The sequence below is a fragment of the Candidatus Bathyarchaeota archaeon genome (genome assembly GCA_026014585.1).
Taxonomy (GTDB): Archaea; Thermoproteota; Bathyarchaeia; order Bathyarchaeales; family Bathycorpusculaceae; genus Bathycorpusculum.
In genome coordinates this window covers 321,172-346,868 of record JAOZIA010000002.1, presented here as the reverse complement: position 1 = coordinate 346,868, position 25,697 = coordinate 321,172, and the positions used below count along the sequence as shown (strand labels likewise).

At 42.5% G+C, this 25,697-nt stretch carries 30 protein-coding genes; 10 read left to right on the top strand and 20 right to left on the bottom strand.

Annotated elements, in window-relative coordinates; translation table 11 throughout:
• Positions 1 to 3: 3 nt before the first annotated feature.
• Positions 4 to 924, bottom strand: a complete 921-nt coding sequence (locus NWF01_02050) for an MBL fold metallo-hydrolase (protein MCW4023800.1) — start codon at positions 922 to 924, stop codon at positions 4 to 6.
• A gap of 121 nt (positions 925 to 1,045) precedes the next feature.
• Here NWF01_02050 and NWF01_02045 point away from each other — a divergent pair, with 121 nt between their 5' ends.
• Positions 1,046 to 1,699, top strand: coding sequence for a nucleoside monophosphate kinase (locus NWF01_02045; GenBank protein MCW4023799.1), 654 nt, complete (start codon positions 1,046 to 1,048; stop codon positions 1,697 to 1,699).
• On the opposite strand, the gene NWF01_02040 is transcribed toward NWF01_02045, so the two are convergent.
• Both NWF01_02040 and NWF01_02035 read right to left on the bottom strand, forming a co-directional pair.
• Complete coding sequence (locus NWF01_02040) at positions 1,696 to 2,145, bottom strand: archease (GenBank protein ID MCW4023798.1); 450 nt, start codon at positions 2,143 to 2,145, stop codon at positions 1,696 to 1,698. The two genes, NWF01_02045 and NWF01_02040, sit on opposite strands and share 4 nt — an antisense overlap.
• A gap of 70 nt (positions 2,146 to 2,215) precedes the next feature.
• The gene (locus NWF01_02035) at positions 2,216 to 3,259 is read right to left on the bottom strand and encodes a M42 family metallopeptidase (protein MCW4023797.1); all 1,044 of its coding nucleotides are present in this window, start codon (positions 3,257 to 3,259) and stop codon (positions 2,216 to 2,218) included.
• Positions 3,260 to 3,522: 263 nt separating this feature from the next.
• Here NWF01_02035 and hypA point away from each other — a divergent pair, with 263 nt between their 5' ends.
• From hypA to NWF01_02015, 4 genes are all read left to right on the top strand, one after another.
• Positions 3,523 to 3,924 carry a hydrogenase nickel incorporation protein HypA gene (gene hypA / locus NWF01_02030; protein ID MCW4023796.1) on the top strand — a complete coding sequence of 134 codons (402 nt, stop codon included), beginning with the start codon at positions 3,523 to 3,525 and terminating at the stop codon, positions 3,922 to 3,924.
• Complete coding sequence (locus NWF01_02025) at positions 3,924 to 4,676, top strand: Mrp/NBP35 family ATP-binding protein (GenBank protein ID MCW4023795.1); 753 nt, start codon at positions 3,924 to 3,926, stop codon at positions 4,674 to 4,676. The genes hypA and NWF01_02025 overlap by 1 nt, the downstream gene beginning before the upstream one ends.
• Positions 4,663 to 5,403 carry an HAD family hydrolase gene (locus tag NWF01_02020; GenBank protein ID MCW4023794.1) on the top strand — a complete coding sequence of 247 codons (741 nt, stop codon included), beginning with the start codon at positions 4,663 to 4,665 and terminating at the stop codon, positions 5,401 to 5,403. The genes NWF01_02025 and NWF01_02020 overlap by 14 nt, the downstream gene beginning before the upstream one ends.
• Before the next feature lie 82 nt (positions 5,404 to 5,485).
• Positions 5,486 to 6,352 (top strand): hypothetical protein, encoded by an 867-nt coding sequence (locus NWF01_02015; GenBank protein ID MCW4023793.1) that lies wholly within the window; start codon positions 5,486 to 5,488, stop codon positions 6,350 to 6,352.
• Here the strand turns inward: NWF01_02015 and NWF01_02010 are convergent.
• Genes NWF01_02010 through NWF01_02000 form a run of 3 tightly spaced genes read right to left on the bottom strand, consistent with a single transcriptional unit; the run spans position 6,309 to position 8,145 of the window.
• A complete protein-coding gene (locus NWF01_02010; protein ID MCW4023792.1) occupies positions 6,309 to 6,773 on the bottom strand; it encodes a CoA-binding protein in 465 nt (154 codons plus the stop codon). The genes NWF01_02015 and NWF01_02010 overlap by 44 nt on opposite strands.
• 10 nt (positions 6,774 to 6,783) lie before the next feature.
• A complete protein-coding gene (locus tag NWF01_02005; protein ID MCW4023791.1) occupies positions 6,784 to 7,716 on the bottom strand; it encodes a trypsin-like peptidase domain-containing protein in 933 nt (310 codons plus the stop codon).
• Positions 7,717 to 7,770: 54 nt separating this feature from the next.
• Positions 7,771 to 8,145, bottom strand: a complete 375-nt coding sequence (locus NWF01_02000; GenBank protein MCW4023790.1) for a hypothetical protein — start codon at positions 8,143 to 8,145, stop codon at positions 7,771 to 7,773.
• 80 nt (positions 8,146 to 8,225) lie between these two features.
• Here NWF01_02000 and NWF01_01995 point away from each other — a divergent pair, with 80 nt between their 5' ends.
• Together NWF01_01995 and NWF01_01990 are read left to right on the top strand one after the other, a co-directional pair.
• Positions 8,226 to 9,239: a hypothetical protein gene (locus NWF01_01995; GenBank protein MCW4023789.1), complete on the top strand. Its 1,014-nt coding sequence runs from the start codon at positions 8,226 to 8,228 to the stop codon at positions 9,237 to 9,239.
• Positions 9,240 to 9,335: 96 nt separating this feature from the next.
• Complete coding sequence (locus NWF01_01990) at positions 9,336 to 10,085, top strand: ATP/GTP-binding protein (protein MCW4023788.1); 750 nt, start codon at positions 9,336 to 9,338, stop codon at positions 10,083 to 10,085.
• Here the strand turns inward: NWF01_01990 and NWF01_01985 are convergent.
• Entirely contained in the window at positions 10,082 to 10,705 is a 624-nt protein-coding gene (locus tag NWF01_01985; GenBank protein MCW4023787.1) for a DUF4443 domain-containing protein, read from the bottom strand. The genes NWF01_01990 and NWF01_01985 overlap by 4 nt on opposite strands.
• Before the next feature lie 64 nt (positions 10,706 to 10,769).
• Entirely contained in the window at positions 10,770 to 11,147 is a 378-nt protein-coding gene (locus NWF01_01980; GenBank protein MCW4023786.1) for a Rid family detoxifying hydrolase, read from the bottom strand.
• 157 nt (positions 11,148 to 11,304) lie between these two features.
• Here NWF01_01980 and metK point away from each other — a divergent pair, with 157 nt between their 5' ends.
• Entirely contained in the window at positions 11,305 to 12,477 is a 1,173-nt protein-coding gene (metK, locus tag NWF01_01975) for a methionine adenosyltransferase (protein ID MCW4023785.1), read from the top strand.
• A gap of 63 nt (positions 12,478 to 12,540) precedes the next feature.
• Here the strand turns inward: metK and NWF01_01970 are convergent, their stop codons facing one another.
• On the bottom strand, positions 12,541 to 13,419 hold the full coding sequence (locus NWF01_01970; GenBank protein ID MCW4023784.1) for a TIM barrel protein: 879 nt from the start codon (positions 13,417 to 13,419) through the stop codon (positions 12,541 to 12,543).
• A gap of 197 nt (positions 13,420 to 13,616) precedes the next feature.
• On the opposite strand from NWF01_01970, the gene NWF01_01965 reads away from it, so the two are divergent.
• Positions 13,617 to 14,582: a hypothetical protein gene (locus NWF01_01965; GenBank protein MCW4023783.1), complete on the top strand. Its 966-nt coding sequence runs from the start codon at positions 13,617 to 13,619 to the stop codon at positions 14,580 to 14,582.
• A 27-nt stretch (positions 14,583 to 14,609) separates the two neighbouring features.
• On the opposite strand, the gene NWF01_01960 is transcribed toward NWF01_01965, so the two are convergent.
• From NWF01_01960 to NWF01_01910, 11 genes are all read right to left on the bottom strand, one after another.
• A complete protein-coding gene (locus NWF01_01960; GenBank protein ID MCW4023782.1) occupies positions 14,610 to 16,823 on the bottom strand; it encodes a hypothetical protein in 2,214 nt (737 codons plus the stop codon).
• The gene (locus tag NWF01_01955; GenBank protein MCW4023781.1) at positions 16,798 to 17,214 is read right to left on the bottom strand and encodes a hypothetical protein; all 417 of its coding nucleotides are present in this window, start codon (positions 17,212 to 17,214) and stop codon (positions 16,798 to 16,800) included. The genes NWF01_01960 and NWF01_01955 overlap by 26 nt, the downstream gene beginning before the upstream one ends.
• Positions 17,215 to 17,224: 10 nt before the next feature.
• Positions 17,225 to 18,037, bottom strand: a complete 813-nt coding sequence (locus tag NWF01_01950) for a type II secretion system F family protein (GenBank protein MCW4023780.1) — start codon at positions 18,035 to 18,037, stop codon at positions 17,225 to 17,227.
• 6 nt (positions 18,038 to 18,043) lie between these two features.
• On the bottom strand, positions 18,044 to 18,994 hold the full coding sequence (locus tag NWF01_01945) for a type II secretion system F family protein (GenBank protein ID MCW4023779.1): 951 nt from the start codon (positions 18,992 to 18,994) through the stop codon (positions 18,044 to 18,046).
• Complete coding sequence (locus tag NWF01_01940) at positions 18,991 to 20,499, bottom strand: type II/IV secretion system ATPase subunit (GenBank protein ID MCW4023778.1); 1,509 nt, start codon at positions 20,497 to 20,499, stop codon at positions 18,991 to 18,993. Before NWF01_01940 ends, NWF01_01945 begins: the two co-directional genes overlap by 4 nt.
• 161 nt (positions 20,500 to 20,660) lie before the next feature.
• Entirely contained in the window at positions 20,661 to 21,449 is a 789-nt protein-coding gene (locus NWF01_01935; protein MCW4023777.1) for an energy-coupling factor transporter transmembrane protein EcfT, read from the bottom strand.
• A complete protein-coding gene (locus NWF01_01930; GenBank protein ID MCW4023776.1) occupies positions 21,446 to 22,267 on the bottom strand; it encodes an energy-coupling factor ABC transporter ATP-binding protein in 822 nt (273 codons plus the stop codon). Before NWF01_01930 ends, NWF01_01935 begins: the two co-directional genes overlap by 4 nt.
• Positions 22,264 to 23,115: an energy-coupling factor ABC transporter ATP-binding protein gene (locus NWF01_01925; GenBank protein MCW4023775.1), complete on the bottom strand. Its 852-nt coding sequence runs from the start codon at positions 23,113 to 23,115 to the stop codon at positions 22,264 to 22,266. The genes NWF01_01930 and NWF01_01925 overlap by 4 nt, the downstream gene beginning before the upstream one ends.
• Positions 23,116 to 23,315: 200 nt before the next feature.
• Complete coding sequence (locus NWF01_01920; GenBank protein MCW4023774.1) at positions 23,316 to 24,320, bottom strand: DHH family phosphoesterase; 1,005 nt, start codon at positions 24,318 to 24,320, stop codon at positions 23,316 to 23,318.
• Positions 24,317 to 24,604 carry a DUF3194 domain-containing protein gene (locus NWF01_01915; GenBank protein ID MCW4023773.1) on the bottom strand — a complete coding sequence of 96 codons (288 nt, stop codon included), beginning with the start codon at positions 24,602 to 24,604 and terminating at the stop codon, positions 24,317 to 24,319. The genes NWF01_01920 and NWF01_01915 overlap by 4 nt, the downstream gene beginning before the upstream one ends.
• 10 nt (positions 24,605 to 24,614) lie before the next feature.
• On the bottom strand, positions 24,615 to 24,989 hold the full coding sequence (locus NWF01_01910) for a prefoldin subunit beta (GenBank protein MCW4023772.1): 375 nt from the start codon (positions 24,987 to 24,989) through the stop codon (positions 24,615 to 24,617).
• A 148-nt stretch (positions 24,990 to 25,137) separates the two neighbouring features.
• Between NWF01_01910 and NWF01_01905 the strand changes: the two genes are divergently transcribed.
• Positions 25,138 to 25,323: a hypothetical protein gene (locus NWF01_01905; protein MCW4023771.1), complete on the top strand. Its 186-nt coding sequence runs from the start codon at positions 25,138 to 25,140 to the stop codon at positions 25,321 to 25,323.
• Positions 25,324 to 25,697: the final 374 nt, after the last annotated feature.

Genomic DNA, 25,697 nt, shown 5'->3' with positions numbered 1-25,697 from the left:
AGGTTATGAACCCGTGTTTGCCTGTTTGCTCTTTGCATACTCAACAAAGCCTCGGATGCAATTATCCAAAACAGTGACCGAATAAACACGGTGTGTCTTTACAAAATCAGCTACCTGATTGAGTGCTTTGTCTTTAGCAATTATGCGGTCACGAATTTCTTGATTGCTCTGGTTTTTCGCTACGCCATCAATGGCGATGTCTGCCCAGAGTTGCAGTTGTGTCTTGTAGTCTTTTAAGCGTCGAATCGGATTGTCCGCTTTGCCAAAGTGACTGTAGTAGAGCGCGGTGGGGTTTAGGCTGATGAGTTTGTCAAGCGAGTTCAGGGCTGATTCTAAACGGAAAGGCGGCGGCGTGGTTGGAACCGCAACATCAAACTCTGGGAAATACGTGCCCGCGGCGTCACCTGGAAAAACTCCTTCGTTGAATGATTCAAGAAAACTCAAATTGTGCGATGCGTGCCCCAGTGTCTCAAAAACTTTGAGGGTTTCGCCTTTGCCTAGATCAAGGGTGCCCTCGGTTAATGGTAAAATTCGTTCTTGGGGTACGGATTCGGGTTTGCCAAAAATTTCGCTTACATACCCTAAAACGGACTGTGAAGATGGCCAGAGACGTTCTGGATTAATCATGTGGGGTGCTCCGCGGGGGTGAACGATGACTTTTGCGTTTGGCAGGTGTTTTAGTAGGGTGCCTGTTCCGCCGCCGTGGTCAAGGTGAATGTGGGTTACTGCGACATATTTTATTTCATCAAATGGGACACCCAACTCTTTTAATCCCGATAGTAACTGCGGTATAGAGTTTGTTGGTCCTGACTCGACAAGGACAGTGTAGTCTGCTTTGATTATGTAGCTGCAGATGAGGTTTGGATAACCGCCTGTTTGCTGGTCAACCAGGTAGAGGTTTTTGCCGATTTGTTTAGTGTGCAAATAGTTTCGCCTCCAAACAATTGAGACTTTTATGTCATAAACATTTCCCAAAGGCTGATACACATAAAACTTTAATATGCTGCACTGCTGAAATGAAGTCTAAACAGGAGAGTAACAGAGTTTGAAAGCAATTATCTTTGGAGCTCCAGGCGCTGGAAAAGGCACATACTCCTCAAGACTTCAAACAAAATTTAACCTGGACGTTATTTCTACAGGCGATATTTTCCGTGAATTAATTAAAGGTGACTCCGAACTTGGCATGAAAGTAAGGAGTTTTGTTGAGAAAGGCGCTTTAGTTCCTGACAGTGTCGTTACTGAAGTTTTAAAGGACCGCCTAAGTAAGATTCCCGAAGGCAAAGGCTTCATGCTGGACGGTTACCCACGCACGATTGAACAAACAAAAAGTCTTGCACAAATCACAAAATTAGATGTGGTAATTCAGCTTGACGTGCCCGACTGGATAATCATTGAAAGATTAACCTCCCGTAGGCAATGTAAGAACTGTGGTGCAGTCTACAACGTCAAATTTCTAAAGCCCAAAGTTGAAGGTGTATGTGACAAATGTGGTGGACCACTTTATCAACGCGCAGATGATACTGAAGAAGTCATCAAAAACCGACTGCAGGTTTATGCAAATCAGACAAAACCGTTGGTTGAGTACTTTAAAGAACAAAAAATCCCCTTCGTCATTGCAGTCACTAAATCGTTGGATCAGCCGCCAGAACCAATCGTTGAAGACTTAGTTGTTCAACTCAAGCAGTTGAACATTTCTTAAATATCCAAAATAAACTCCAATAATACATTTTCTTTTTCTCTTATTACAACCATTCGATGATACGTCGGAGCCTTAATGGCTACTTTCTGCGGGTGCTTTTTCTCATCAAACTTTTCACCCCACACCGTCGCTTTAAACGAGAAACCTTCCGCAGTCTCGTTCCATTTGCTGATTTTGAACTTTGAAAAAAGCATGTCTTCGGTTTCAAACTTCACCAGCAAAGCCTCCAGCCAATTATACAGCAATGCATACTGGTCTTCAGCTTCAACCTCCAAAGTCTCCTGCACAGTCTGCACAATTTTATCTGTATCCGTCATGGTTTCAAACATAGCCAACGCCGCGTTCTCGTAGGCTTGGGACATGTTTTTTCCAAATGCTCTAATGTAAGCATCTGCAGTGTGTTCAAGAAACTCGAATTTGCCAGCGAATTTATCAGGTTTAGACATAACTTACCACTGTATAGGGGATTGCTTTGTTTTAAAATGCTTTTTGCCTAAAAAAGGAAGGAGAGCTTGTTTAGAAGTATTGGGTTGTGTTTTTGATTGATGCCGCTGTGAGTTTAGCCGCAGATTCTACATCTTTGAGGCTAACCATTCCTACTGGGCTGTGAATGTAACGTGCGGGAATTGCGATGCTTCCGCAGGGGATTCCTTGACGGGTTATGGTGATTCTTGCCGCGTCAGTGCTGCCTGGTAATCCTGCTTCAAGCTGGAAGGGTATTTTTTCTTCCTGTGCTGTGTCAATTAGCCAACGCAAAATTTTAGGATTCGCAATCAAACCCGAATCAGAAATCGTAACCGCAGGACCTTTACCGATTTTTATGGGTGTATCAAACTCGCGTACGCCCGGAACATCCCCTGCAACAGTAACATCTAGCGCCAGTGCGATGTCTGGGTCAACGCCGAAAGTTGCTCCTGCTGCTCCTCGTAAGCCAACTTCTTCTTGAACTGTGCCAACTGCGCAAACTGTGCAATCTGTTTTTTGCAGTAGTTTCATGGTTTCAATCATGGCTGCGCATCCTGCACGGTTGTCAAAGGCTTTTCCTGTAACGGCGTCTTTGTTTATTTGGGCATATTTTATGTCAAAGGCAATTGGGTCTCCAATAGTGATTCCCATTTTGCCCGCGTCCTCTTTGTTTTCGGCGCCTGCGTCAATGAAGAGGTCATCGTAGGTGATGATTTTTTTGCGTTCCTCTTCTTTTTGGATGTGGGGTGGCTTGGAGCCGATGATGCCTTGAAGTGGACCTTTTTTTGTGTGTATGACAACTTTTTGGGCTGGTAGGATGCGGTCGTCTATTCCGCCCATTTTTGCGAATTGGATGAAGCCGTCTTTGGTGATGTTTTTTACCATTAACCCCACTTCGTCCATGTGGGCTGCTATCATGATTTTGGGTGATTTCTGGTTGCCTTGTTTTATGGCAATCACGTTTTCCATTCTGTCAACTTTAACCTCGTCAACGTAAGGTTTTAAAAGTTGAACCATTAGGTCTTTGACTTGGTTTTCTCTGCCTGTTATTCCGCAGGCGTTGGAAAGTTTCTCTAAATTCTCGTTTATCGACAATAAGTGCGCCCTTCTGTTACTGTTTAGAAGGTTGAAGGCTTAATTATTAAATTGTTGCGGTCACAGCGGTTGTTAATCAGCATTTCTATTAGGCTCCAAATAGAAATTCAATGCAGAAACCATAGAGGGGTCTACAGAAAACCTAAGAGGGGAAGCTCTTAATGGCGACTTTTCAAGCCAAAAATTGACCTGTACCTAATAGAGCAACAGTTTTGACTTGCGAGATGCAAATTTTTAAATTATTCGCGAGTGATAGGCTTTTTATGCATGAATGGGCTTTAGCTGAATCGATAATCGCCACCGCCGTCAAGGTTGCAAGAGACGAAAATCTTGCAGAAGTCACGGATGTGACTGTGCGGATTGGCGAGATGCAGCAGGTTGAAGCGGGAATTCTACGGTTTGCTTTTTCACATCTTAAACCTGAAAGCCTAAAATCAGCACATTTTCACATTTTAAAGGCTAAAACAGCCCTCAAATGCCAAGTTTGTGGTAACACGTGGCAGTTTAGCCAAGCTAAGCTTGATAAAAATACTGCCGAAGCAATACATTTTGTTCCCGAAGTCGCACACACCTTCATAAAATGTCCAAAATGCGGTAGCCCTGATTTTGAAATCGTGAAAGGGCGCGGGGTTTGGCTTGAAAGTGTGAAAGGGGTTAAACAATAATGCTTGACCCACGAACAAGCGTGATTAGCCAACGTTTATCGGGGATAAGCAGAATTATTGCGGTTTCAAGCGGTAAAGGCGGCGTCGGGAAAAGCATGATAGCAACAACCCTTGCATTATCTTTGGTTAAGCAGGGTTGCACTGTTGGATTGTTTGATTTAGACTTCACCAGCCCCTCAACTCATGTAATATTGGGTGCCAAAAATCTTCAACCCATAGAAGAAAAAGGTCTAATTCCGCCAACAACAAGCGGAATCAAGTTCATGTCACTTATCTATTTTTCAGGCGACAACCCTGCCCCACTAAGAGGTACAGACGTTTCCAACGCTCTAATTGAGCTTTTAGCTGTCACACAATGGGGAAAACTAGATTTTCTCATCATCGACACCCCCCCTGGCATCGGCGATATCCTTCTTGACCTCATCAGATTCATTAAACGCATCGAATTCCTAATAATAACCACTCAATCCCTGCTTGCCTTTGAAACCGTCAAAAAACAGGTAAGCCTGCTTTGCGAACAAAAAGCCCAGTTTATAGGTGTAATCGAAAATATGAAACAAGGCACTTCACCGAGCATCCAGCAGGAAACTGCTCAGTTGAACCTGCGTTTTCTTGGGGAAGTCGGTTTTGACTCAGCAGTTGAAGATACTATCGGTAAGCCTTCCCAGCTTTTAGAGACCGCGGTGGGCAAAAAAGTTATGCAGATAACCCGCACAGTAATTCTCAAACAAGGGAAACATGATGGTTTGTAAAGCCATAATTTTCGATTACATCGGCACACTGGTGTACCCCAAAAATTACTCCATGAACCATTCAATGTTAACCCTGCACAAGGCACTGGTTGCTGAGGGCTTTGATGTTGAGCAAGAAAAATTTTTGAAAGCCTACAAGGCATCACACGAAAAGTTTCGGCTGGTGCGTTATGGGCAGTTCCGTGAAGTCACTAACGCGGTTTGGGTTTCAGAAACCCTCAATAGTTTAGGCTACCACACCAGCGTGGACGATGCCAAAATAAAAGTAGCGCTAAACATTTTTTTCAAAGATTTCATTGACTCTCTTGAACTGCGAGAAGGTGCAAAAGAACTGCTTAAACTGGCATCAGCGCACTGCAAGGTTGCGTTAATCTCAAACTTCACTTACGCCCCAGTGATTCATTGGAGCCTTCGAAAGTTTGGCATACACCGCTTTTTCAGTTTAGTTGTGGTTTCTCATGATTGTGGCTGGAGAAAACCTAGTCCAAACATTTTCAATATGGCTCTCAGCAAGCTTGGGGTGACTCCGCAGGAAGCAGTTTTTATCGGTGACAGCCCCATGGAGGACATTAAAGGTGCTTTGGAGATGGGTTTTAAAACGGTTTTTGTCTCTTCTCCTTTCAGCACTAAAGCTGACCTTGATGCAAGCAACCAAAAGCCTGACTTTTTCTTTGAGGATTTGAATGTTTTCTGCCACAATTTCTCCAGAGTTGTAGAATCAATTTGACATGATAATTTGTCTTGTTGCGTACACAAAAGTTATTAGTCTTGCAATAGACTTTTTTGTTGAAGTTAACGGTGCTTGTTAAGTGTCGTTTGAAGTCCAAGAATTACCCGATGTTATTAGAATAGTTGTCTTATTAAATCTGAGCAACAAAGCTAAAATTACAAAACCTCTTCTTAAAAAAAGACTCGATAAAGTCTGCGCCAGCTCCTGCATAGAAATGACTGAGCTAGACAAGGCACTAGCCGAGATGGATGGTGAAGGGCTACTTCAGCATCAAGGCAGATACATCCAGCTAACCCCGCAAGGACAAAAACTAGGCAAGGAATGGGAAAGCTTGCTTCTGAAAAAAGAGCCAATTATGGAAGTAGTGGCTGGATTAGTGGATGGTTCCATAACCAGTTTGGTTGTGATTCTTTCAGCGTTTATAGCGACATTAACGGGTAGTGCGGCTCTTTTAGGTGACCCTAAAACAGTGGTTTTCGCTGCTTTCTTAACTCTTAGCGCGGTTGCCATAACAAACTTTTCCAGTTTCCTACTTGGCGGCATCACCGAAGATTTTGCTGACATTTTAACTTTGCAGAACTTGATGAACTACAGCTTAAGCGACATACCAGACAAAAAAGAACGCGATAAATCACTGATAATGGTTCAAAAACTCTTCACGCTACTGGGTAAACAGATTCAACGCTCAAACATTTACGCCGCAATCATTTGTGGTGTGACAACGTTTGTGGCAGGAATAATCCCGATCTCAACATACCTGTTTTTGGAAGAGATAGCACCCTTTAACCTAATCCTGTCGCTGTCAATGGTTGCAGTCATCGTCGGAGTCTTTCTTGCACGGTATCGCTCAAAGAAAACTCGCATAAACTGGAAAGTAACCCTCTACGAAACATTAACAATCGTTATAATCGCAACGGTTGCTTCGCTACTGCTCGGCGGAGTTTAACCATTTTTCTGTGCTCAACCATCAAGCACCTATCCATAACAACAACCAACCCAGACTTTTCCGCAACTTCCGCAGCCTGCTCGTTAACAATTCCCATTTGCATCCAAACCACAAACGGAACACCCAACCGCTCCTTTAGCAAGGCGACTTGCTCTACAATCGGCAGTACATCTTGGGCTTTTCTGAAAATGTCCACGATTTGGATGGTTTTTTGGATTTCCGCTGGGACTTCAAGGAGGCTTCTGTAGCTTTTTTCTCCTAAAACCTCCACAACAAAGGGGTTAATGGGAATTATTTTGTAACCGCAGTTTTGCATGTACCCGCTGACTCTGTAGCTGTCTCTTGCTGGGTTATCTGATAATCCGACTACGGCTATGGTTTGGTATTTGGTTAGACTTTCTTTTATCTGGTTTTGGCTCATGACTATCCCCTTATGGTGCTTGGCTTAAGTTTAATTCAAAAAAGTGCTCCCTGCTATCTCGCAACGCGAAAATGTTTATGTCATCGCCGATTTTTCTTTTATGAATTTCAGCAACCAAATCATCTATGCGAGTGATTTCTCGGTTATCTACCTCTAAAATTATGTCACCTGCCTGCATTTGGGCAGCTTCCGCTGGGCTTCCCTCAGCAATTTTAGTAACTAAAACTCCATACTTAACTGGCAAGTCGTAGTAGCGTGCTATTTCAGGGGTTAAACTTAACCCTACAATGCCTATCCAGGGTCGTTTTGCTATGCCTTCGTTGATTATGCCGTTTGTGCAGGTTTTAGCTGAATTGATGGGGATGGCAAATCCGATGCCCTGAGCGAAGGGAATGATGGCAGTGTTTATGGCTATCACGTTTCCCTCAATATCCACTAAAGGACCGCCGCTGTTGCCGGGGTTAATTGAGGCATCAGTTTGGACAAGGTTTTCTATGAGTCCTCGGTCGGATTCGATGGTGCGGTTAATTGCGCTTATCACACCTGAAGTAACACTTGGTCCACCTGTTAATCCAAAGGGATTGCCAATGGCGTAAACTCGTTGTCCCATCCGTAGCTTGTCTGAATTGCCAAGCGTAGCTGCGGGCAGGTCTTTGGATTTTACTTTTATAACTGCCAAGTCATGCACTGAACAGGAACCTGCGATTGTGCCTTCTAAAACCTTGTTATTCCAGAGGGTAACTGTGATTTTTTCTGCTCCGCCGACCACGTGGTTGTTGGTTAAGATTAATCCTTTGGAGTCAATGATGGTGCCTGAACCCATTCCGCCGACGGGAACAGCTTGGTAGAAGTTGTTGACTAGTTTTACCGCGCTGATGTTTACTACGCTTCTGCTGACTTTTTCTATAACGTCAAGTACCGCGTTCTCGTCTTTAGGTGACATAGCTGTCTCAAAAAACTGCTGAGCTTTGGATTTAATAAAGCTTAACAGCCAAATTTATTGACAGAAACTGCAGGACTGTGCCCATTCTTGAGGCATTTCTTTTTGGCATAACTCGCAAAGTAACCCTTTTTGTCGGATTTTTTGACAGGCTTGACAGAAGAGTTTCATAACTTCCTTTTTCTTTTCTGGTTCTTTTATTAGGTAGGTGACCATTTGGTTGATGATAGGCTGGATTTCAGCTGCGTTTTCTATCTCGATAAGGTTGCCTCTGTCTCGGGTGATGTATCTGCTGACTGCTGATTGTGATAGACCCAAAATTTTAGCGGTTTGGTTCTCGTTTATTCCATGCTTTTCAACGATAACCCGTGCCATTATTGCCTTTACGGCGGGTAAAATCGTTTTGACTCCGACTTCACAGGGTAGTAGCAAGTTTTAGCCTCAATCCTGCTATTTTGCGGGAAAAATTATTTAAAGATGACGCATGACATATTTATGACACGTGTCATGGTGTGGTTACCAACAATCTGGCACTATTCAGCCTTCCACTCTTTCCCACCTTGGCACATGATATGGGGGGACGCAAAATAGGGAACGTCTTATCGCCTCAAAAAAAGAGCGATAAAAATCATGACCTGTCGGCAATGCTCAAGAGCCTCAATGATGAATGCAAAAATTGTTCACCATCCTCGCCTCTTGAATGCATAACCCGATGTCAAACTTGGAAACTAAAAAATGAGTTAAGGAAACTGCGCTCTGCAATCAATAACCCAACCTACATAAAAGACCTCTTTAATGTATTAAAAAACGAAACCCGCCTCCACATTCTAAAAGCACTCGTTAACGGCAGATATTCCGTAAGCCAGCTACAGCAGGAACTTAAAAAAACTGGGCACATCCACAGCCAAGATACTATAAACGTGGAATACCTGAATCCTTTATTGGCGGTTGGTTTAGCAACTGAAGCACGTGACCAATACTATGCAACAACGTTTGGTGGTCACCTAACACAGGTTATCGAGGATTTTCCAGAATTCGCAGAGGTTCTGCCTGCCCACTCAGAATGCAACGAAGAAACAATTCTTTACGCTTTACTTGCTGGTCCAAAAACTTTCGAAGCCATTGAAGCTTTACTTTCTTCCAAAATAGCATCCCGCACCTTAAAGCGGCTCAAGCAAGTCGGTTTAATCGTTACGCCAACAGAGCGGGATTACGTGTTCTTCTTTAAATCTAAACGTGACCCAAACAAAGAAACCCTAACTGAAACAGAAGAAAAAGTCTACAACGCAATCCCTGATACTGGGATTTCCGCGGGAAAAATTGCCAAAGAAACAGGACTGTCTATGCGTAGAATCTACAAGTACCTCCGTGGCCTTAAGGGCAAAAAACTGGTTTTTGTTAGAAAGACACCCAAAGAGTATGCGTTGACTGAGAAAGGGCAAAAACTTGCCAATGTTCTGCAGGGACTTCAAGAACTTGTTGAGGAAGTCATAACCTCTTCTGAGCAGGTAATCCAAAACTCTTAACACCCATTTTTGGGTGAATGTTTATTTTTTCTTTTAACAGGAAAGGTTATTTACTTTATTAGAATCGTTGACTATCAGGGAAAAATCTTGCCAGTTGTGTTTGTAATTGGAACCGCGGGGTCAGGGAAATCTCTTTTCACTGCATCATTTAGTGAATGGCTAAAAATGTCAAAACAAGATGTTGCCATCGTTAACTTGGATCCTGGCGCACTAAAACTGCCTTATTCACCAGATGTTGATGTCCGAAACTACGTTAACGTGGGTGATTTGATGGAAAAGTACAATCTTGGTCCAAACGGGGCTTTGATTATGGCTGCGGATTTGATTGCTGACGAAATCGAGAACCTGACCAGAGACATAAACGAGGTAAATGCGGATTTAGTGATTGTAGATACGCCTGGTCAAATGGAGTTGTTTGCTTTCCGAGCGAGTGGACCATACATAGTAAACGAGTTAACCAAGGAGCCTAAAGCGCTTGTTTATCTCTTTGACGCTGTTTTCTCAGTTAACCCCCTAAATTACGTCTCAAACATGTTCCTTTCCGCTGCAGTCTTTAACAGGTTTTTGCAGCCGCAGATTCATTTGCTTTCAAAAAGCGATTTGATTCCCAAAAAGGAACTTGAAGCCATCACCAGCTGGTCTAATCCAAGGGTTCTTGAAGAAGCGATTGATAAAAAACTTCAAGGCACAAAAGCTCTCTTTAGCAGAAACATGATGCAGGCAATTAACCGTTTGGGCTTAAAATTTTTGCTCAGTCCCATCTCCTCCAAAACCAACGCGGGCATGACAAACCTCAACATGGTGCTTGAGAGGATTTTGATGGAAGGCGAAAAATATACAACTTAATCGATAAGCGACCAGCTTGCTGCAAATGCTCCCCGCTTAGCCTTCATTGCGGATTCTGCGCCGGCAATGATTATAACATCGTTTTCTTGTGGTGATAGGTCTTGGTGGATTTCGCTTGCAGCTTTAGGATACAATTTTTCGATGTTATTGCTTACAGATTGGATGCTTAAGTTGTTATTTTTGAAAACAATAATCATGGCTTTTTGGGCACCCGCAATTATTGCTGCATCCCGCTGGTCAATACCTGATTTGACTTTATGCCCGGCATCTTTAACAAGGAAAGCATAGTTGTAATCTGAGGTTGCAAGTTCTGATTTTTCAACTTTTAGGCGTTTAGGAAAAACCTGTTCGAACTGTTGCCAAATTTCTAATCCTTTTTTTGATAGGGTGCAACCTTCTTTGGTGGTTTCAATTAGCTCGTATTTTCTTAATCGTCTAATTATGGTTCTAACCGCGCCATCTCCAACATTGAGTTTTTCTGCCATCTTATTTCTGCCCAATGGTTTTTGAGCCATTAACTCTAAGGCGTAGAAAATGTGAAAAACTGTAAAGGTAGTAGATGGTCCAGGAGCTTTTTTCCCAGCTATCTCACTGATTAGTTTCTTTAGCATTATAGCCATAACTTGCCCTTATCATATTTTAAGCATGTATTGCTTTTTAAAGTATAAGGTTCCCAATGCGGATTTATTGTTTGTAAGCAGTAACTGCTATCTCTATAAGGGCATTTGGCATCAGTTCAACGCCTGCTGTGACACGTGCGGGGGGTTCCTGCTCAAAATATTTTGCGTATTCAACATTAAAATCACTAAATAACGCCATCGAGGAAAGGTAAACCTGCACCTGCACAATGTCACTAAAACCGTAACCTGCAATTTCCAGTATAGCCTTAACATTTTTAATAACTTGACTGGTCTGCTGCTTAATATCCCCCACAAGAATCTTGCCTGTTTCAGGTTGAATTGCTATTTGTCCTGAAATAAAAAGAAAGTTACCTGCTTGCACTGCCTGATTGTAGGGTCCGACAGGTTTTGGGGCATTGGTTGATTTTATAATTTTTTTCATAACACTTCAGCATTAACTTATTTTTTAACGGTTAAAATGGTTTTTTCAAGGTTGTTGTTGATTGATTATTTGTTCTATTCGTATTTAGGAGAAAGGCTTTTAAGACGTACACAGGGTATTTACTTTTCAAACATGTTTAAAATTGAAGGGTTCTTGGATGAAAAGAGACGGAAAATATTTGTTTACCTCTGAATCAGTCGGCGAGGGTCACCCTGATAAGGTTGCAGACCAGATTTCTGACAGTGTCCTTGACGCAATCTTTAGCATTGACCCAAAAGCACGTGTAGACTGCGAAACCCTGGTCATGCAGGGAACAGTAATTATTACGGGTCAAATAACCACTAAAGTCAACGTAAATTACCCATGCATTGTACGTCAAACACTCAAAGAAATCGGCTTTGACAATGCCAAAGATGGCTTAGACTGGGAAACCTGCGGCATTCTAACATCCATCACTGAGCAGTCCCCAGACATTTCCATGGGTGTAACCGAAACCGAGGGTCACGAGCAGGGTGCTGGAGACCAAGGAATGGTTTTTGGGTACGCATCCAACGAAACAAAAGAGCTCATGCCCATGCCAATCCTTCTTGCGCAAAGACTTGTAAAACGATTGGCTGATGTAAGAAAACAGAAAATCATGCCCTATTTGCGTCCAGACTGCAAATCCCAAGTAACAATCGAATATGAGAATGGGAAACCAAAATGTGTCAAAACAGTGGTTATTGCAGCTCAAAACAACGGCTGCATTGATGAAGCCACATTAAAGAACGAAATCATCGAGAAAGTTATCAAAAGTGTTATTCCAGAAAACATGTTGGCTGAAGACGTTAAATACGTAATTAATGGTACAGGCAGATTTGTTATCGGCGGAACCCTTGCAGACTCAGGATTAACTGGACGAAAAATCATCGTAGACACTTATGGTGGTGTAGGCAGTCACGGCGGCGGATGCTTTAGCGGCAAAGATCCATCCAAAGTTGACCGCAGCGGATGTTACATGGCACGTTACATAGCCAAAAACATCGTTGCAGCAGGCTTAGCTGACCAATGCGAAACCCAAATCAGCTACGCAATCGGTGTTGCCCACCCAATCTCAGTGTTAGTTAACACTTTTGGCACAGGAAAACTGCCTGATGAGGAAATCTTGGCGTTGGTTAACCAAAACTTTGACATGAGACCCAAAGGAATCATCGACCAACTGCAACTGCTAAGACCAATATACAAGAAAACCGCTTGCTTTGGTCACTTTGGCAGAGACGATGCAGATTTCCCATGGGAAAAAACTGACAAGGCCGACGTTTTACGTAAGGCATTAGAAAAGAAAGCATAGCTTTCTTTTTTCTTTGTATTTTCCATTAAAATGTTTCATATTTTCAGTCAATAGCGTTAAAAGCTAATTTTTGTTTTGTGCTTTCCTTGCCGCCACTTCTTTTAGAGTGTCTCTCATTTTTATGGCATCAATATCCAAGATTGGTGATTCACAAATCATTGTAGGATGCATGCCAAACTCCAACAGAACATCCGCAAGCATTTCAAAGTCTGGTCCATAACGTTTCTCATCTAAAATGTGATGCCTACGTTCTCCTTGAGCGTTGAACTCTATTTTTGAAAAGTGACAATGCATGTTCTGGAGCGCTTTAGTTCCAAGCTCTTGTTCAATTTTTATTGCAACTTGTCGCATGTCTTCAACTTTCTTAAAACCGCCCAAGTTCCGAGCATGCAGGTGCCCCCAATCCACAACTAGTTGTGTGTTTTCTATTTCTCGGCAGATTGTAATGATTTCGTCAAGTGAGCCCACTTGAAATTTTCTGCCCATAGTTTCAGGACCAAGCTTAGTTTTCAAACCTAAACTGCTCATTTGGGCACTAACTTCTTTTAATGCTTTGAGACAGTTATTGAACGCGAAACTTTTCTCGAATCGTCCATAAAAGCCCACATGAAAAACCATAACATACGCGCCCATCCAATTAGCAGCAGTTGCAGCTCCAAGTAACCGTTCTTTGCTGGCTGCTACCACATCATCCTTCCCAGACAAATTAATGTAATAGGAGCCATGCATGCTCAGGCGTACATCGCTTTTTTTGGCCGCTACAGCTAGTTTTTCTGCTTCTTGCTGTTTTATTTGTGGTTTAGCGCCCCATCTTACTGCTTGATACTCAAAAGCGTCAAGTCCTTCCTCTCTTAATAATGCAGGAACATCTGATAGTTTGGCTTTAAGAATCCGAAAGGTAGGTGGGACTCCTGCGGGTCCAAATCGAGTTTGCTCTGCCATGGTTATCCTCTTTGTTAGGTTTTTATTCTTTGTTTCTTTTATTGTTTTAACATAGTGTGTGAATTTTGGATTGGAATTCAGAATTCTTAATTATTAAATTACAGTTAAAGGTATAGCACTAAATAATAAGAAATGCTTAAAGACACGTCTGCAAAATTATCTACTCAAAAATTAACAATTAAAGTTTGGACAAACGCATGGGTGAAAATGCAAAGAAAACTTTAGCATTATACAATGATAGTTGTGTTCAACTACTGTTAAGTAAGTTTTTGAGTGGAGAACTCAAAATGCTTGAGCCAGTTTTTGATGCTAAACTAGGCTACTATTATCCCGTGGTTGAAAACATCCTTTGTGACCCAACAAAAGTTGCTTCTTTCCTGAACGAACTATATGAAAACGGAATCTTAGAAAGAAAACCCTACGACAAAGTAATTCATTGCCCAAACTGCCACTCATTATCCATCACTTTCCGTTACTGTTGCCCATTCTGTAAATCATTTAACATAGAGCGAAGCTCACTTATCGAACACATAAAATGTGGCTACATGGATGTGGAAAAGAACTTCCGCACAAATGAAAGCCTGGTCTGTCCAAAATGCCATGACAACCTAAAAGTGGTTGATTCAGATTACCGCAAAGCCGGCGTCTGGTGTAACTGCAAAGACTGCGGAAAAAACTTTGATGTTCCAGTGACAGAAAACTTTTGCCGCAACTGCCACACTACATCCACTTTTGAAGATGCAGTTATTGAAGATGCTTACTCTTATTCGCTTAAAGAGGACATAAAAAACAATTCTTCACTGAGTTGGTTCTTGACTACTTCAATACAGCACTCTTTACTTAATCAAGGATTAACAATTGAGGATGAACCTTTCGTTTTAGGAAAATCAGGTGCAAAACATGCCTTCAGCATAGTGGCATATAATAAAGACCCACAAAGAAAAATCGTAGTGGATATAGCGACAAGCGACACAGCGGTTTCAGAGCAGCCCGTGATTTCTCTTTTCGCAAAGATTTTTGATGTCTCCCCCGAAAAAGCCTGCTTGGTGGCTATTCCCAAGCTAAGTGAGAACGCAAAGAAAATGGCTGAACTCTACAAGATTGTTACTATTGAAGCTAAAAACCTTGAAGAAGCTCTAACTCAGGTTAAACAAAACATCTAATTCTTCTTTTTCAGCTTAAACAAGGTTTTAGGAGTACACTGCCAAGTTTCCTCTTTCAGTAACCACTTTAATTACTCCTTGTGGTGAAGGGTACGGCAGGTCTTCAAAAAAGAACATGCTTGTTTCTCCAGCGTTAAGATATTCATCTTGATCAAATCGCTGGTGAACTGTGGCAGTATCTGTCCAGACTGCAACAATATGCATGGTTAAAGAACCCTCATTTTTTAGAGACATCAGGATTCCTGGCGGCGTATTCTGGTGCATCTGTACATAATCAACTTGCATAGTAAACGGGGAACCTGTAAAGCCCACCAGTTTTAGTTTCCAGACGCCTTCGGAATCGCGGAAGTCATCTGTTTCAAAAGTTATTATTTGGCTTTTATCATCGCTGGTGTTTGGTGTAGAATTTGAAGTGTACGCTAAGTAGCCATCTCCACCGGTTTGGTATGTTCCCGATGAGTAATTGAAGAGTTGAAGGTTGACGCTAACTGAGCTAGTGTTGAATGCTATGGCGGTTGCCCAATCAATTTCCAGCCATGGAATAACGTTTGAACTGCTGTAATCAGAACCAGTAAACTCCACCTGTGTTACGTAGCCAATTGACCAAGTGTTAAGAAGAACAGTGTCTATTTGCCAACTGTTTAAGCTTGACCCACTTTCTGTGCTTAAAAACCGAATTGTAAGGTCGCTTGTGGTCAAATAACTGCTGACTGACACGTTGTTCCAGCTGTTTGGCGCTAAAGAGGCAATAACTGTGTTCCAGGTGCCGTTCCAAACTTGAACTGCTAAGCTTGCCCCATGGCTCCAGCTTCCAGTGTATATGCAAAGTTGCTCGTTTTGTTTAGTGTAATCTATGTTTGTGAATTGTTCTTCAATGTTTATGGGTTGACTGGCGCTGTCCCATGTGTGGAGCAGTGTGCTTTCTATTTGCCATGAATCTTGTGTGTTGTCACCTGACTGGGAACCATCTGTGAACCTAATTGAGAAGGAGGCTGATGTGAGATACTTTGTGACTGAGAAATTGTTCCATGTGTCAGCTTTTAGACTTGATGAAACCGTTTGCCATGAAGAGCCATCCCACGCTTGCAACATCAGTGCTTCTGAGCTCATTTCGCCTGTTCTTACACATAACTGCTCGTTTGCACATGTGTAAACGGCTTTTTCCCAGTGTTCTTGGATGTCTATTTGGTAGCTGCTTGTTTGTGAGGTTGTTGCGTAAATGCTGTACTGATGGGTTCCTGTTTTTGCGTCGGCGGGGTCACGGGGTTTTGCGTAACTGTTTGTTTCGTCAATGTACTCTGAACCTTCTGTTGCGCTTGTGTAGTATAAGTAAAGGGTGCTATGGCTTGTTACAACCATAAGGATGTAATCTGTGTTGGGTTCGATTTTTGGTTCAACTGGAAAAGTTGCTTTGTGCCACTGAAGGGTTTTGCTAACTGTTACTGGGTTTGAAATGCCGTTTTCTATGATTCTAAAAGTGCTTTTTTGAACTATAACAACTTTGGCTTGCTTGTTTGCGGCGGAATGTTCTCCGTAGAAGGACACGCTTTTTATGGTGGTCTCGGTTGGTCCTGAAGTGAAAGCTTGACCGAATAGTCTATTGTTTGGGATTGAAACGTAAGATTTACCTTCTGCGGTGTTTCCAAAGGTTACATCTCCGCTAACCTGTGCTTCTTTTAATGTGTCATAAGTTGAATCGGAGGCTTGTTGAGCTGCAAAGTTACTTTGGCTCCCAACTACCGCAGAAGACGTATCAACCCAGTTCTGTGAGTTAAAGCCGCCAATTCCAACTTCAGACAGTTCATCTAATATGCCGTCAGGACCATACTGTTGAGCAGTAAAGTTTGATTGTAGTCCAGTGTTTGGGGAAGAATCCACGTCTGAGGCTTCATTTGATATTGGGTATGTGTCTTGTAAGCTTGATTCGCCACTTTGAAGAATCATGTAACTTTGGTCTGGCGATGTAAGGTTTGCAATTGTTCCGTTAATTAGTGTGGTTTGACTGCCTAAAGCGTAACTTAGGGGGGTTTGATACCAGTCAATCAATGAAGCATTAGCTGATTGTATGTTGACGTTTTCATGTATTCGGTCTAGGTCAAATTGGTTCATCTGATAACTCCAAAGCACCGTGTTACCAACCACAGTCACCAGTAAAGCTAAACTTAGCATTACCACTATAACAGTGCTGATGCCGCGCCTATTTTGCTTGAATGCTTTAAGGTGCCTTGTAATAGTCTTCAATATGTGTTCCTCGACTCGTTACAATGTTGATATCGTATGTTTGTCCTGAATTCCATTGATAAGTGACTGATAACCAATCGCTTGATTCCATCTCTAAGCTAAGAGGTGTTAAAATTTCACATCGGATATGGTTGATGTACACGTTTGAGATTTCAAGGTTAGACCTGCCGATGTTGTTCACGTAAATATCCACTGTGCCTGTTTGGCTGTTAAACCAAACATCCTCAACAACGAAGCGTTCTCCCATGTTATCTCGTAAGTTGCTTGTGATAACATATGCTGCTGAGATAACTCCTGACATAACCGCGACAGCAATCACCGTAAGTAACAGGTGACTGAGCACCGCCGAAATGGCACGTTTATCACGGATTAGACGTGAGAGTTTTTTCATTTTATTTCTCCTAAAGTAATAGTTTTAACGCTAGGTACCCTACAACCACTAACACTACGCTATGTTTTAATCCTGCACCTAACGAGCCTTCGCCCATTTTTCCAGCCACTAATCCTCCGAAGAGACCTTGGACTACAGTTAGCCTCAGGAAAGACTGCTCTAGAACGTTAAGAGGCATTTGAACTGTGAACAGTGAGTCCCCGTTTGTTTCCATAAAGAATGTTTTGAATAGGATGCCGATTGTGAAGACAAACACTAAAACTGCAATGTAGATGATGGCGATGTAGGGTCTGGTTTGTCCTCTGCGTTCTTTTTCCATTGTGATGGTTGACTGTATGAATTTGCCCATGGGGTCAAAGACTTTTTCTAGGTTTCCACCTGATTTGCTGGCTTCAATGATTACTGGGATAACTCGTTGGGTTAACTTTGTTCCTACCCGTTGTCCAAACGCTAAAAATGCCTCTTCAAAGCTGAGTCCCCATGACATTTGAATCGTCATCTTTTTGAGTTCTTTGCTTAATGGACCGTAATTGCGTTTTGCTGCGTCTTCAAGTGCTGCTGGCAGGGTCATGCCTGTTTGTTGGGCTTGGACTATGCTTCTAAACAGGTCAGGTAAGTGTTCATCGATTGAATTTTGCCATTTAGTGTTTATGTACTCAACAATTGAGATGGGCAAAAGCGCTATGGTGATTGCTAAAACAAAAAAGTCATCTAAAGCCAAAGTTGCACCAACAAACAAGTAACCTACCGCAACCGTAGCTACCGCTGCAATAACTGATGCGGCAATCACGATTTTTTTTGTGGTGCTTTTTATTTTTGGCATTTTTCTCTACCATTTAGGTGATGACATATCTAGCACAAGCAGAAACAGCACTGTGCCGATGGGAATCACAAAGTAAGTGAGCAGGATAAGCGTTAAATCTGGACCAAGCGAGCCAAATCCGCCTCCTAAAACCGACATAATCGAAACCATTATCGCCAATAACAAGGGGGCAGTCAGAAACAAAGCCACGTAAACTTCGGAGAGCAACGACAAGTTATCTGCATACTTTTTTAGCCGTAATTTTTTGTTGCTGCTTGCCCTTCGGAATCTTTCACGTAGATAGACTGAAAGGCTGCTTCCTGAATGAATAGTTGAAATTATTCCTTCCAATGTATCTTTTAGCATGCTTGAAGGGGTTTGTTTAGCAGTTTTTTCAAGTGCAGAAATAATGTCCAAACCAAACAGGTTCACGTCCCGCACAATTTCCTTAGCCTCAACTGATACAGCTAATGGCGTGTTTAATGTGGAGATGGAATTGAAGATTTTTTCAGGTGAGACACCTGCACTTGCCAAGATAGCCATGTACCCTGTTGCGAAGGGTAACTCATCTTCTACCTCGCGTTTATGTTTGTCTGCGAGATAAAGTGGGTAACTGTAAAAGCCAATCACCGTGACTGCTCCTGCAATCATGGCAGCTCCAAAACTTACAGCAACAATAATCATAAGCGGCATGCGGAGGGCAAACAGCAAAATGGGGCAAGCAACCGCGAAGATGACCCCGACAATGAGAGAGATGACAATTGTGAGGCTAACGTATGCTTTAAAGTTGGCTTTTAGGCCTGCTTTTGTTATTCCCGTGTCTAAGTCTTTGAAAACAGGCATGAATCGTCCTATTTTGTCGCCGATTAAACGATAAGACAGCGCCATGGAGCTTTCAAGCAGTGTTTTTTTCTGCTTTTGTACTGCCTCTTCTGTTTTGTCGGCTGTTTTTTTCCAGAGTTTGAGATTTGTTTTCAATTGTTTTTCATCTCTATTCTGGCTTTTTGGACTACACGGGTTGGGTTAATGTAATAATCTCTGATTACGTTGGTGACGTCTTTGTATTTTCTGATTCCTTGATTAACCATCCAATCCAGCACTGTTTTTCTTGCCAAAAGTTCTCTTTGCAGGTCCACCTCAGATACGCCTGCTTTTTGTCGGTTCTTTTCAAGCAGTCCACTGTTTCCTTGATAAGTGAACCTGTCAAATTTCTGGTCATAGCTAAATATTCTTTCAATTTCCAACTCGTTATTTTGAAGATTAAGCCCCTTCATTTCAGTAACAACTTTAGCTCGCCGCGCTGGTTTACCATTGACTTCTATTCTATCCATAACAATGAATACGTTGGTCATAGCAACCAGTGCACGGGGGATATTCATTGGTGCAGAGAGCAACCTGTTTATGACTGCCTCTACGGATTCAGCGTGAATGGTGCACATGCCAAGATGCCCTGTTGCCATAGCTTGAAATAACGTGTAGGCTTCGTCACCGCGGACTTCACCGACAATTATGTAGTCAGGTCTTTGTCGCACCGCTGCTCTTAGTAGGTCGTAGAGTGTTATGGTTTTGCTTTGTTTTTCGTCTATTTTAAAGTCAGCGCGTACCACTGAGGGAATCCAGTTTTCGTGAGGTAAGTTAATTTCTTGTGTGTCTTCGACACTGATGATTTTCATTTCTGGTCGGATAAACATGGATAGGCAGTTTAGAAGCGTGGTTTTTCCGCTTGCAACTCCACCTGCAACCATAACGGACGCGCGGTTCTCGATGAGGTACCACAAGTAAGCAGCCATTTCCGAGTTAATAGTTTTAAATGCTATCAAATCAGAAACTGTTAAGGGGTCAGCCTTGAAACGCCGTATAGTAAATGTTGAACCTCTCTTAGTTACCTCTTTTCCGTAAGTGAGTTGAATACGGCTTCCCTCTGGCAGAGAAGCATCAATTATTGGGTTGGATACGGAAATGGTTTTACCCGCCAAGTAAGCAAGACGTATAACAAATGAATCCAGCTCAGCGGCAGTGTTGAATTTGATGTTTGTGGGGATGGATTCGTAGAGTCGATGCCAAACGTAAACTGGAATGTTCACACCGTCAAGCGATATGTCCTCGATTAACGGGTCAACCATGAGGGGGTCAATTTTTCCAAAACCTACAAAATCCCGAATCAAAAAATATGAGAGCTTATCTACTGCTTCGGGGGCGATTTTGATTTTGTATTTTTTGATTATTTCTCTAATTTTCTGTTTAAGATAGTTCTCTGCTTTTTCTTTACTTTCAATTTCCTTAAAGTTAACCTCTATTTCTTCCATCAAAATGCTCTTGACTTCTTGGAGAGCTTGTTCCTCGTTTTTTTGTAATGTTGGCTCAATGATTTTGTAGAGCATTTTTTGGGTTTCTTTTTCTCTAACAACAGCTGCGTAAACGTAAGGTTCTCGGATTTGGTAAATTTCTTGAAAAGCAGCAGGTTTAGAGCTTTCGCTGTTCATGTTTGTGACAGCATGCGGCACCTGAAGTGTGTCGGCTACTGGTTTTTGCTGCTTTGAATCCGCTATTATGAGTCTCCTCCTTACCCTTGTCTGGGGCGCAAGCTTCTCACCAGTAAGGGTGTCTCAAATCTTAATAAGTTATATGGATTTGTGATAACTGATTAAGCCAAAAAGAAGCCGCTCAGAGACGGCACAGACACAAATAACCAGCTGTAAACAACCACAACCATGAGTCCAACAATTAATGCCAACAATGCATAATCGCCTCTGTGAAGTTTAAGTGAGTACAAGTTAGTCCGCTTCTTTGTTGCGCCCCAAGCGCGTGACTCCATCGCTTCAGCAAGTTCTAAGCTTCTGCGAATAGCCCCCACAATCAAAGGGATAAGCACAGGAACATAATTGCGGATACGCTTAAGCAAGTTACCCTTCTCTAGCTCTAATCCGCGGGCTTTTTGTGCATCCATAATGGTTTGGGCTTCTTCGGCTAGCACTGGAACAAACCGTACTGCTGTTGTAAACGCAAACGCGAACTCGTATGGAACACGGCTCTGCTCTAATGCCAAACCTAAATGGTCTGGAGATGTGGTTAAGAAGAAAACTGAGAAGGATTCAACCAAAACCACAAACCGCAAGGTCATAGCAGCGGCAGATTCTACGTCAAATGCTGTGAGTTGATAGTTTGACATGAAAAACTTTGTGCCAATGTTAACTATGAAGATGAAAGATGCTAAGAAAGCCGCGCCTCGTAGTGAACGTAGCCATTGTTTTTGGACGTGTGCCAGCAAAACAAAAGGCAACTGTAGCAGAAACAGTGCTATTAGTGGGATGATTTGGTAGAAGAGAATGGCGGCGACAAAAACGGCGATGACATAGATAAATTTCATTCGGGGATCCAGATTGTGTATGGGCGAGGATACTTTGCGGAATTTTAAGCCATCAAAAATGCTCATGCCCATCTCTCCTTTGCTCTTAGGATAGCCTCTTTAGCTTCATAGATGTCAATGATATCTTTAGGAAACCCAAACGCTTCAAGCTTTGTGAAAACCTGCGCTATCTGCGGCAAAACAATGGAGGATTCCTGTAGCAGTTTCGGGTTGGTTAATATTTCTTTGCCCCGACCATCCGCAACAATTCTGCCTTCCCTCATTAAAACAACGCGGGGGTTGCATTCAGCCACAAACTCCACATCATGCGTAACCGTGACCACGGTTTTCTTTTGTAATTGCATCTGTAAAATAAATTGCCGAAGCTTCTCTTTCTGCTCATGGTCCTGTCCAATGGTTGGTTCATCTAAAATCAGCGTCTGTGGGTTCCATGCTAAAACCGACGCTAAAGCGACACGTTTGCGTTCTCCTCCGCTGAGTAGGAACGGTGAGGTTTTGCGGTACTGGCTAAGTGATAGTAGGTTTAGTGCCCAAGTTATGCGGTTCTCAACCACGTCAGGTGCAAACCCAAAGTTTTTCAGTGCAAACGAGATTTCGTCTTCTACTGTTTCGCTGAAGAGTTGATGGTCAGGGTTTTGGAAGACAAAGCCCACATTTCTTGAAAGCGCTGCCACGCTGGTTTTAGTTGTTTCCACGCCGTCCACGCGTACAGCTCCGCTTGAAGGTTTAAGCAGCCCGTTGAAGTGTTTGACAAGTGTGGATTTTCCAGCGCCGTTCTGCCCCATTATCGCGACGAACTCGCCATCTTTAATGGTTAATGAGACGCCTTTTAGAGCTTCAATTTTGCTTTGGTAGGAATAGTGAATGTCTTCAGCGACTATCACTTTAGTTTTAGTGCCTCCATCAGTTGCTGCGCCAGCTCTTCTGAGGATAACGGGATGGTGTCGCCGAGTTTTAAGCCGTCTTTAAGGAGCAGTTCATAGAGTAGGGTGGCTTTAGGAACTCCAACTCCCATAAGCCGCGTTTCCTGTTTGCTGAGAATGTCACGTGGGTTACCTTCAAAAGCAACTTTACCCTTATCCATGACAATTAAGTGGTCAGTGTACTTGGCTGTTAAATCCAGCCTGTGCTCCACCAAAATAACCGTGATGCCCTGTTTCTTATTTAACTCGTAGATAACATCAAAAATTTTCTCTGCGCTAAGCGGGTCAAGAAATGAGGTGGGCTCATCCAAAACAATAATCTCGGGCTCCATGGCCAAAACCGCTGCTAAAGCCACCCGTTGCTGTTGCCCGCCTGAGATTTCATGTGGAGAACGTTCTCGTATGTCGTAGATTCCTGTTAAGTTCAGTGCCCAATCGACTTTTTTGCGGATTTCCTCACGGGGCATGCCCATGTTTTCTAAGCCAAATGCCACATCTTTTTCAATGGATAAGGCAAAGAGCTGGTTTTCTGGGTTTTGGAAGACAAAGCCCACGTGTTTTGCCATTTCGTAAGTGTGATGTTTGAGGGTTTCTGTGTCGGCGACTTTTATTTCGCCTGTTAGTTCGCCCTGATAGAAATGAGGTATTAGTCCGTTGAAGCATCGGCAGAGCGTGGTTTTTCCGCAACCACTTGGACCTGTGATTAGTACGAATTCGCCTTTGTTGATGCTAATTGAAACGTCCCGTATGGAGGGGTTTGTTGCTCCGGGGTATGTGTAGGTGAGGTTTTTTGTTTCAATTATCGCCATCTTTTTTGAGCCTGCATTCTTATGCGTATAGACTGCTTCATTTAAGCGTAGCTACTCATTTTTGAGTCTGCTTGTCTTCTGGTTTTTTCGTTTCTAAAGCGCTTTGACGTAATTAAGAATTTCCTATGAACTGTCTAAACAAAAATAAACACTCTAAACAGCCATATCAGGGTTTGCACTCTAACGCCACAAATTAAATGCTACTCAGTACCCTCGGTTTGAACTATTTTCTGTTTCAAAAGTTTAAGACACATCTTAAGTGCTTCATCAATTTCGCCGGTTCCACTCACGCCAGAAGCCATCGCGTGACCCCCACCAACTCCACCAAGCAACTCGCCCAACGGAACGGCAATGTCAGTTCCCAAATGAACCCCTGCCTGCTGGTGAAAATGGCGTGAGCACCGTAGGCTAATTTCGATTTTGTCTTCTTTCTTTCCAGCCACCGCAGACATGTGCGCCCCCAAATCAACCAAAGATTTAGCCGCTGATGCCTGATAAGCACTCACATGTGAGAGCGCGATAATCCAATCGTTAATTTTAATGATCTTTGCTCTTTTACAAGCTTTCAGCTTAGCTAAACGTTCAGAATTATCAATAGGTAGAGAAATCATCGCCAGCGTTTCCTGCGCATCTATCCCTGAATCCACCAAGGCTCCAAGGGCTTTTAGTGTGGCTGAGCTTGCAAGCGCAAAATGCCTTGTGTCAAAAGCTATTCCAATAAACATTGCCTTAGCCTCATTTAGAGTAGGCTTCACGTTTGCCTGCCGATACAAGTCATAAACCAACTCACAGGTTGCCGCAGCGTGTTCTTCGATTATGCAGACTTTGCAGGTGTTAACGGTTTCGGGGCTTGGTGCGTGATGGTCAATTATGACGACGGGTGCTGCGGATTTTTTTATGGCGTCGCTGACTTGGTCAAGTTGCTCAATTGTGTTAGTATCCATCAGGAAAAGCACATCAGCTGATTCAATGTTTGGTTTACAGTTCACCGTTATGGGTAATTGTTCAAGCAGACGTTTTGAGGGTTTATTGACGCCCTGAGGCGTGCCAATCTCCGAAATCAGGTCTGGCAAAAACCGTTTTAGCAAACATTGAAATGCATAAGCTGAACAAATCGCATCTGCATCAGCGTTTTTATGACAAAGTAATAACGCGAAACTGGCATTTTTTTCTTTTAATAAATCGATTATTTCTTGGAAGCTCATGATAGTTTTCTCAGATAGTTTTCGCTGGCTTTTTGGGCTTGGTTTGTAGCTTCTTTGACCAGGGTTTCCACGTTTACGTCTTGAACTTTAGGTGACAAAACCAGATTAACTTCAACTATTACGTTGACAGGTTTTTGTCCTTCAACTTCCACAACAATATCTAAGGTCTCAACTTGCTTGCTGGAAACTTTGGAAAGAATAAAGTTGCGGGCAGCGGTTTCTGCTATTTGGCAGAGCTGCTCAATTTGGTCAGTGGTTAACTCTGGAAAACCCAAGTCAACCACAGTGTTCACCTTAGGATAGGGGCTGCTGTGAAACTGGGCTGAGGTCTTCTTGAAGTTTGGCTTGTGCCTCTTTTACTTGACCACGTAACCGTTCTTCTTGTCTGCCAATAACGGTACTTCTTGTTTCCAAAAGGTCTTTTTGCTCAGTCAGTTCTTGAGAAACCTTTGCTTTGTCTGATTTTACAAGTAGTGAGCCAATGGCTTTGTAGATTACTGCATCATCAGCAGTTTTGCCAAGCTCAGTTATTGTGCGTTCAATCTCTGCTTTTTCCATTTCAACCTGTTGTTTCTGGGCTAAAACGGTTTGCAGGGTTTGCTGCAGTTGTTGCAGTCTGAGTAAGCGTTCTTGAACGTTAGGTGGTAATTTTGAAATTTCATCACTCATGCTCTTAACCTTCCGCATCAGCAAATAAGCAATGCAATAGATAAGTATTTCCAGTCAGAAAAATTTTACGCAAAAACCCAAACATCATCAGAAAATTGAAAAATTTAAAATACATCTTGATATCAAAATGAATCTGCAGGTGCAAGAAATGCCAAAAAGCGAATTTCTGTTTCTTCAGGTTCGCGCTTATGCAATTGTTTTTGTAGTGGTTTATGTGGTTCTTTTTTCGTATTTTTTGCCGATGTTGTTTCTAGTGCCCTTTTATGGGTTGCCCGCTCTTCTGGGTATAGCCGCAGGGTTTGGAGCTAGTTATTTTGCGCAGAAAAAATTCTGAAAGGCATCTCAGAAAATGGCGAGTTTAGGGGTAAAACCTCTGATTCTTTTTTCTACGTAACTTTTATTTTACTTATTACGTTAATGTTGTTCACAGGCTTTGGTCCTTTGTTTACTTTCGTGTATCATTATTCGCCGTTGATAGTTGTTTATACATCATCGGCATTCATTATTTTTTTAATCAGTTTTGTTCCAGCCTTTTTTGTCCACCAGTACCGTTCTATAAAACAGTGGCAACAGAAAAACCATAAAGAACTGCTCATTCAACGGGGCAGGTTTTCAAGCAAAATCTATGTTGCACCATCTACACCATAAAATCATGAAGACTTTTCTTCAAAAACAGTTCTATTTGTTGTCTATTTGGTTCCTATTAGA

What these genes read in the sequence shown, in the direction of transcription:
- NWF01_02040 (MCW4023798.1), bottom strand. Translation starts at nt 2,145, where the DNA reads ATGTCTAAACCTGATAAATTCGCTGGCAAATTCGAGTTTCTTGAACAC.
- hypA (MCW4023796.1), top strand. Translation starts at nt 3,523, where the DNA reads ATGCATGAATGGGCTTTAGCTGAATCGATAATCGCCACCGCCGTCAAG.
- NWF01_02025 (MCW4023795.1), top strand. Translation starts at nt 3,924, where the DNA reads ATGCTTGACCCACGAACAAGCGTGATTAGCCAACGTTTATCGGGGATA.
- NWF01_02020 (MCW4023794.1), top strand. Translation starts at nt 4,663, where the DNA reads ATGATGGTTTGTAAAGCCATAATTTTCGATTACATCGGCACACTGGTG.
- NWF01_02010 (MCW4023792.1), bottom strand. Translation starts at nt 6,773, where the DNA reads ATGAGCCAAAACCAGATAAAAGAAAGTCTAACCAAATACCAAACCATA.
- NWF01_02005 (MCW4023791.1), bottom strand. Translation starts at nt 7,716, where the DNA reads ATGTCACCTAAAGACGAGAACGCGGTACTTGACGTTATAGAAAAAGTC.
- NWF01_01985 (MCW4023787.1), bottom strand. Translation starts at nt 10,705, where the DNA reads ATGGCTATAATGCTAAAGAAACTAATCAGTGAGATAGCTGGGAAAAAA.
- NWF01_01980 (MCW4023786.1), bottom strand. Translation starts at nt 11,147, where the DNA reads ATGAAAAAAATTATAAAATCAACCAATGCCCCAAAACCTGTCGGACCC.
- metK (MCW4023785.1), top strand. Translation starts at nt 11,305, where the DNA reads ATGAAAAGAGACGGAAAATATTTGTTTACCTCTGAATCAGTCGGCGAG.
- NWF01_01970 (MCW4023784.1), bottom strand. Translation starts at nt 13,419, where the DNA reads ATGGCAGAGCAAACTCGATTTGGACCCGCAGGAGTCCCACCTACCTTT.
- NWF01_01965 (MCW4023783.1), top strand. Translation starts at nt 13,617, where the DNA reads ATGGGTGAAAATGCAAAGAAAACTTTAGCATTATACAATGATAGTTGT.
- NWF01_01955 (MCW4023781.1), bottom strand. Translation starts at nt 17,214, where the DNA reads ATGAAAAAACTCTCACGTCTAATCCGTGATAAACGTGCCATTTCGGCG.
- NWF01_01950 (MCW4023780.1), bottom strand. Translation starts at nt 18,037, where the DNA reads ATGCCAAAAATAAAAAGCACCACAAAAAAAATCGTGATTGCCGCATCA.
- NWF01_01940 (MCW4023778.1), bottom strand. Translation starts at nt 20,499, where the DNA reads ATGAACAGCGAAAGCTCTAAACCTGCTGCTTTTCAAGAAATTTACCAA.
- NWF01_01935 (MCW4023777.1), bottom strand. Translation starts at nt 21,449, where the DNA reads ATGAGCATTTTTGATGGCTTAAAATTCCGCAAAGTATCCTCGCCCATA.
- NWF01_01925 (MCW4023775.1), bottom strand. Translation starts at nt 23,115, where the DNA reads ATGGCGATAATTGAAACAAAAAACCTCACCTACACATACCCCGGAGCA.
- NWF01_01920 (MCW4023774.1), bottom strand. Translation starts at nt 24,320, where the DNA reads ATGAGCTTCCAAGAAATAATCGATTTATTAAAAGAAAAAAATGCCAGT.
- NWF01_01910 (MCW4023772.1), bottom strand. Translation starts at nt 24,989, where the DNA reads ATGAGTGATGAAATTTCAAAATTACCACCTAACGTTCAAGAACGCTTA.
- NWF01_01905 (MCW4023771.1), top strand. Translation starts at nt 25,138, where the DNA reads ATGCCAAAAAGCGAATTTCTGTTTCTTCAGGTTCGCGCTTATGCAATT.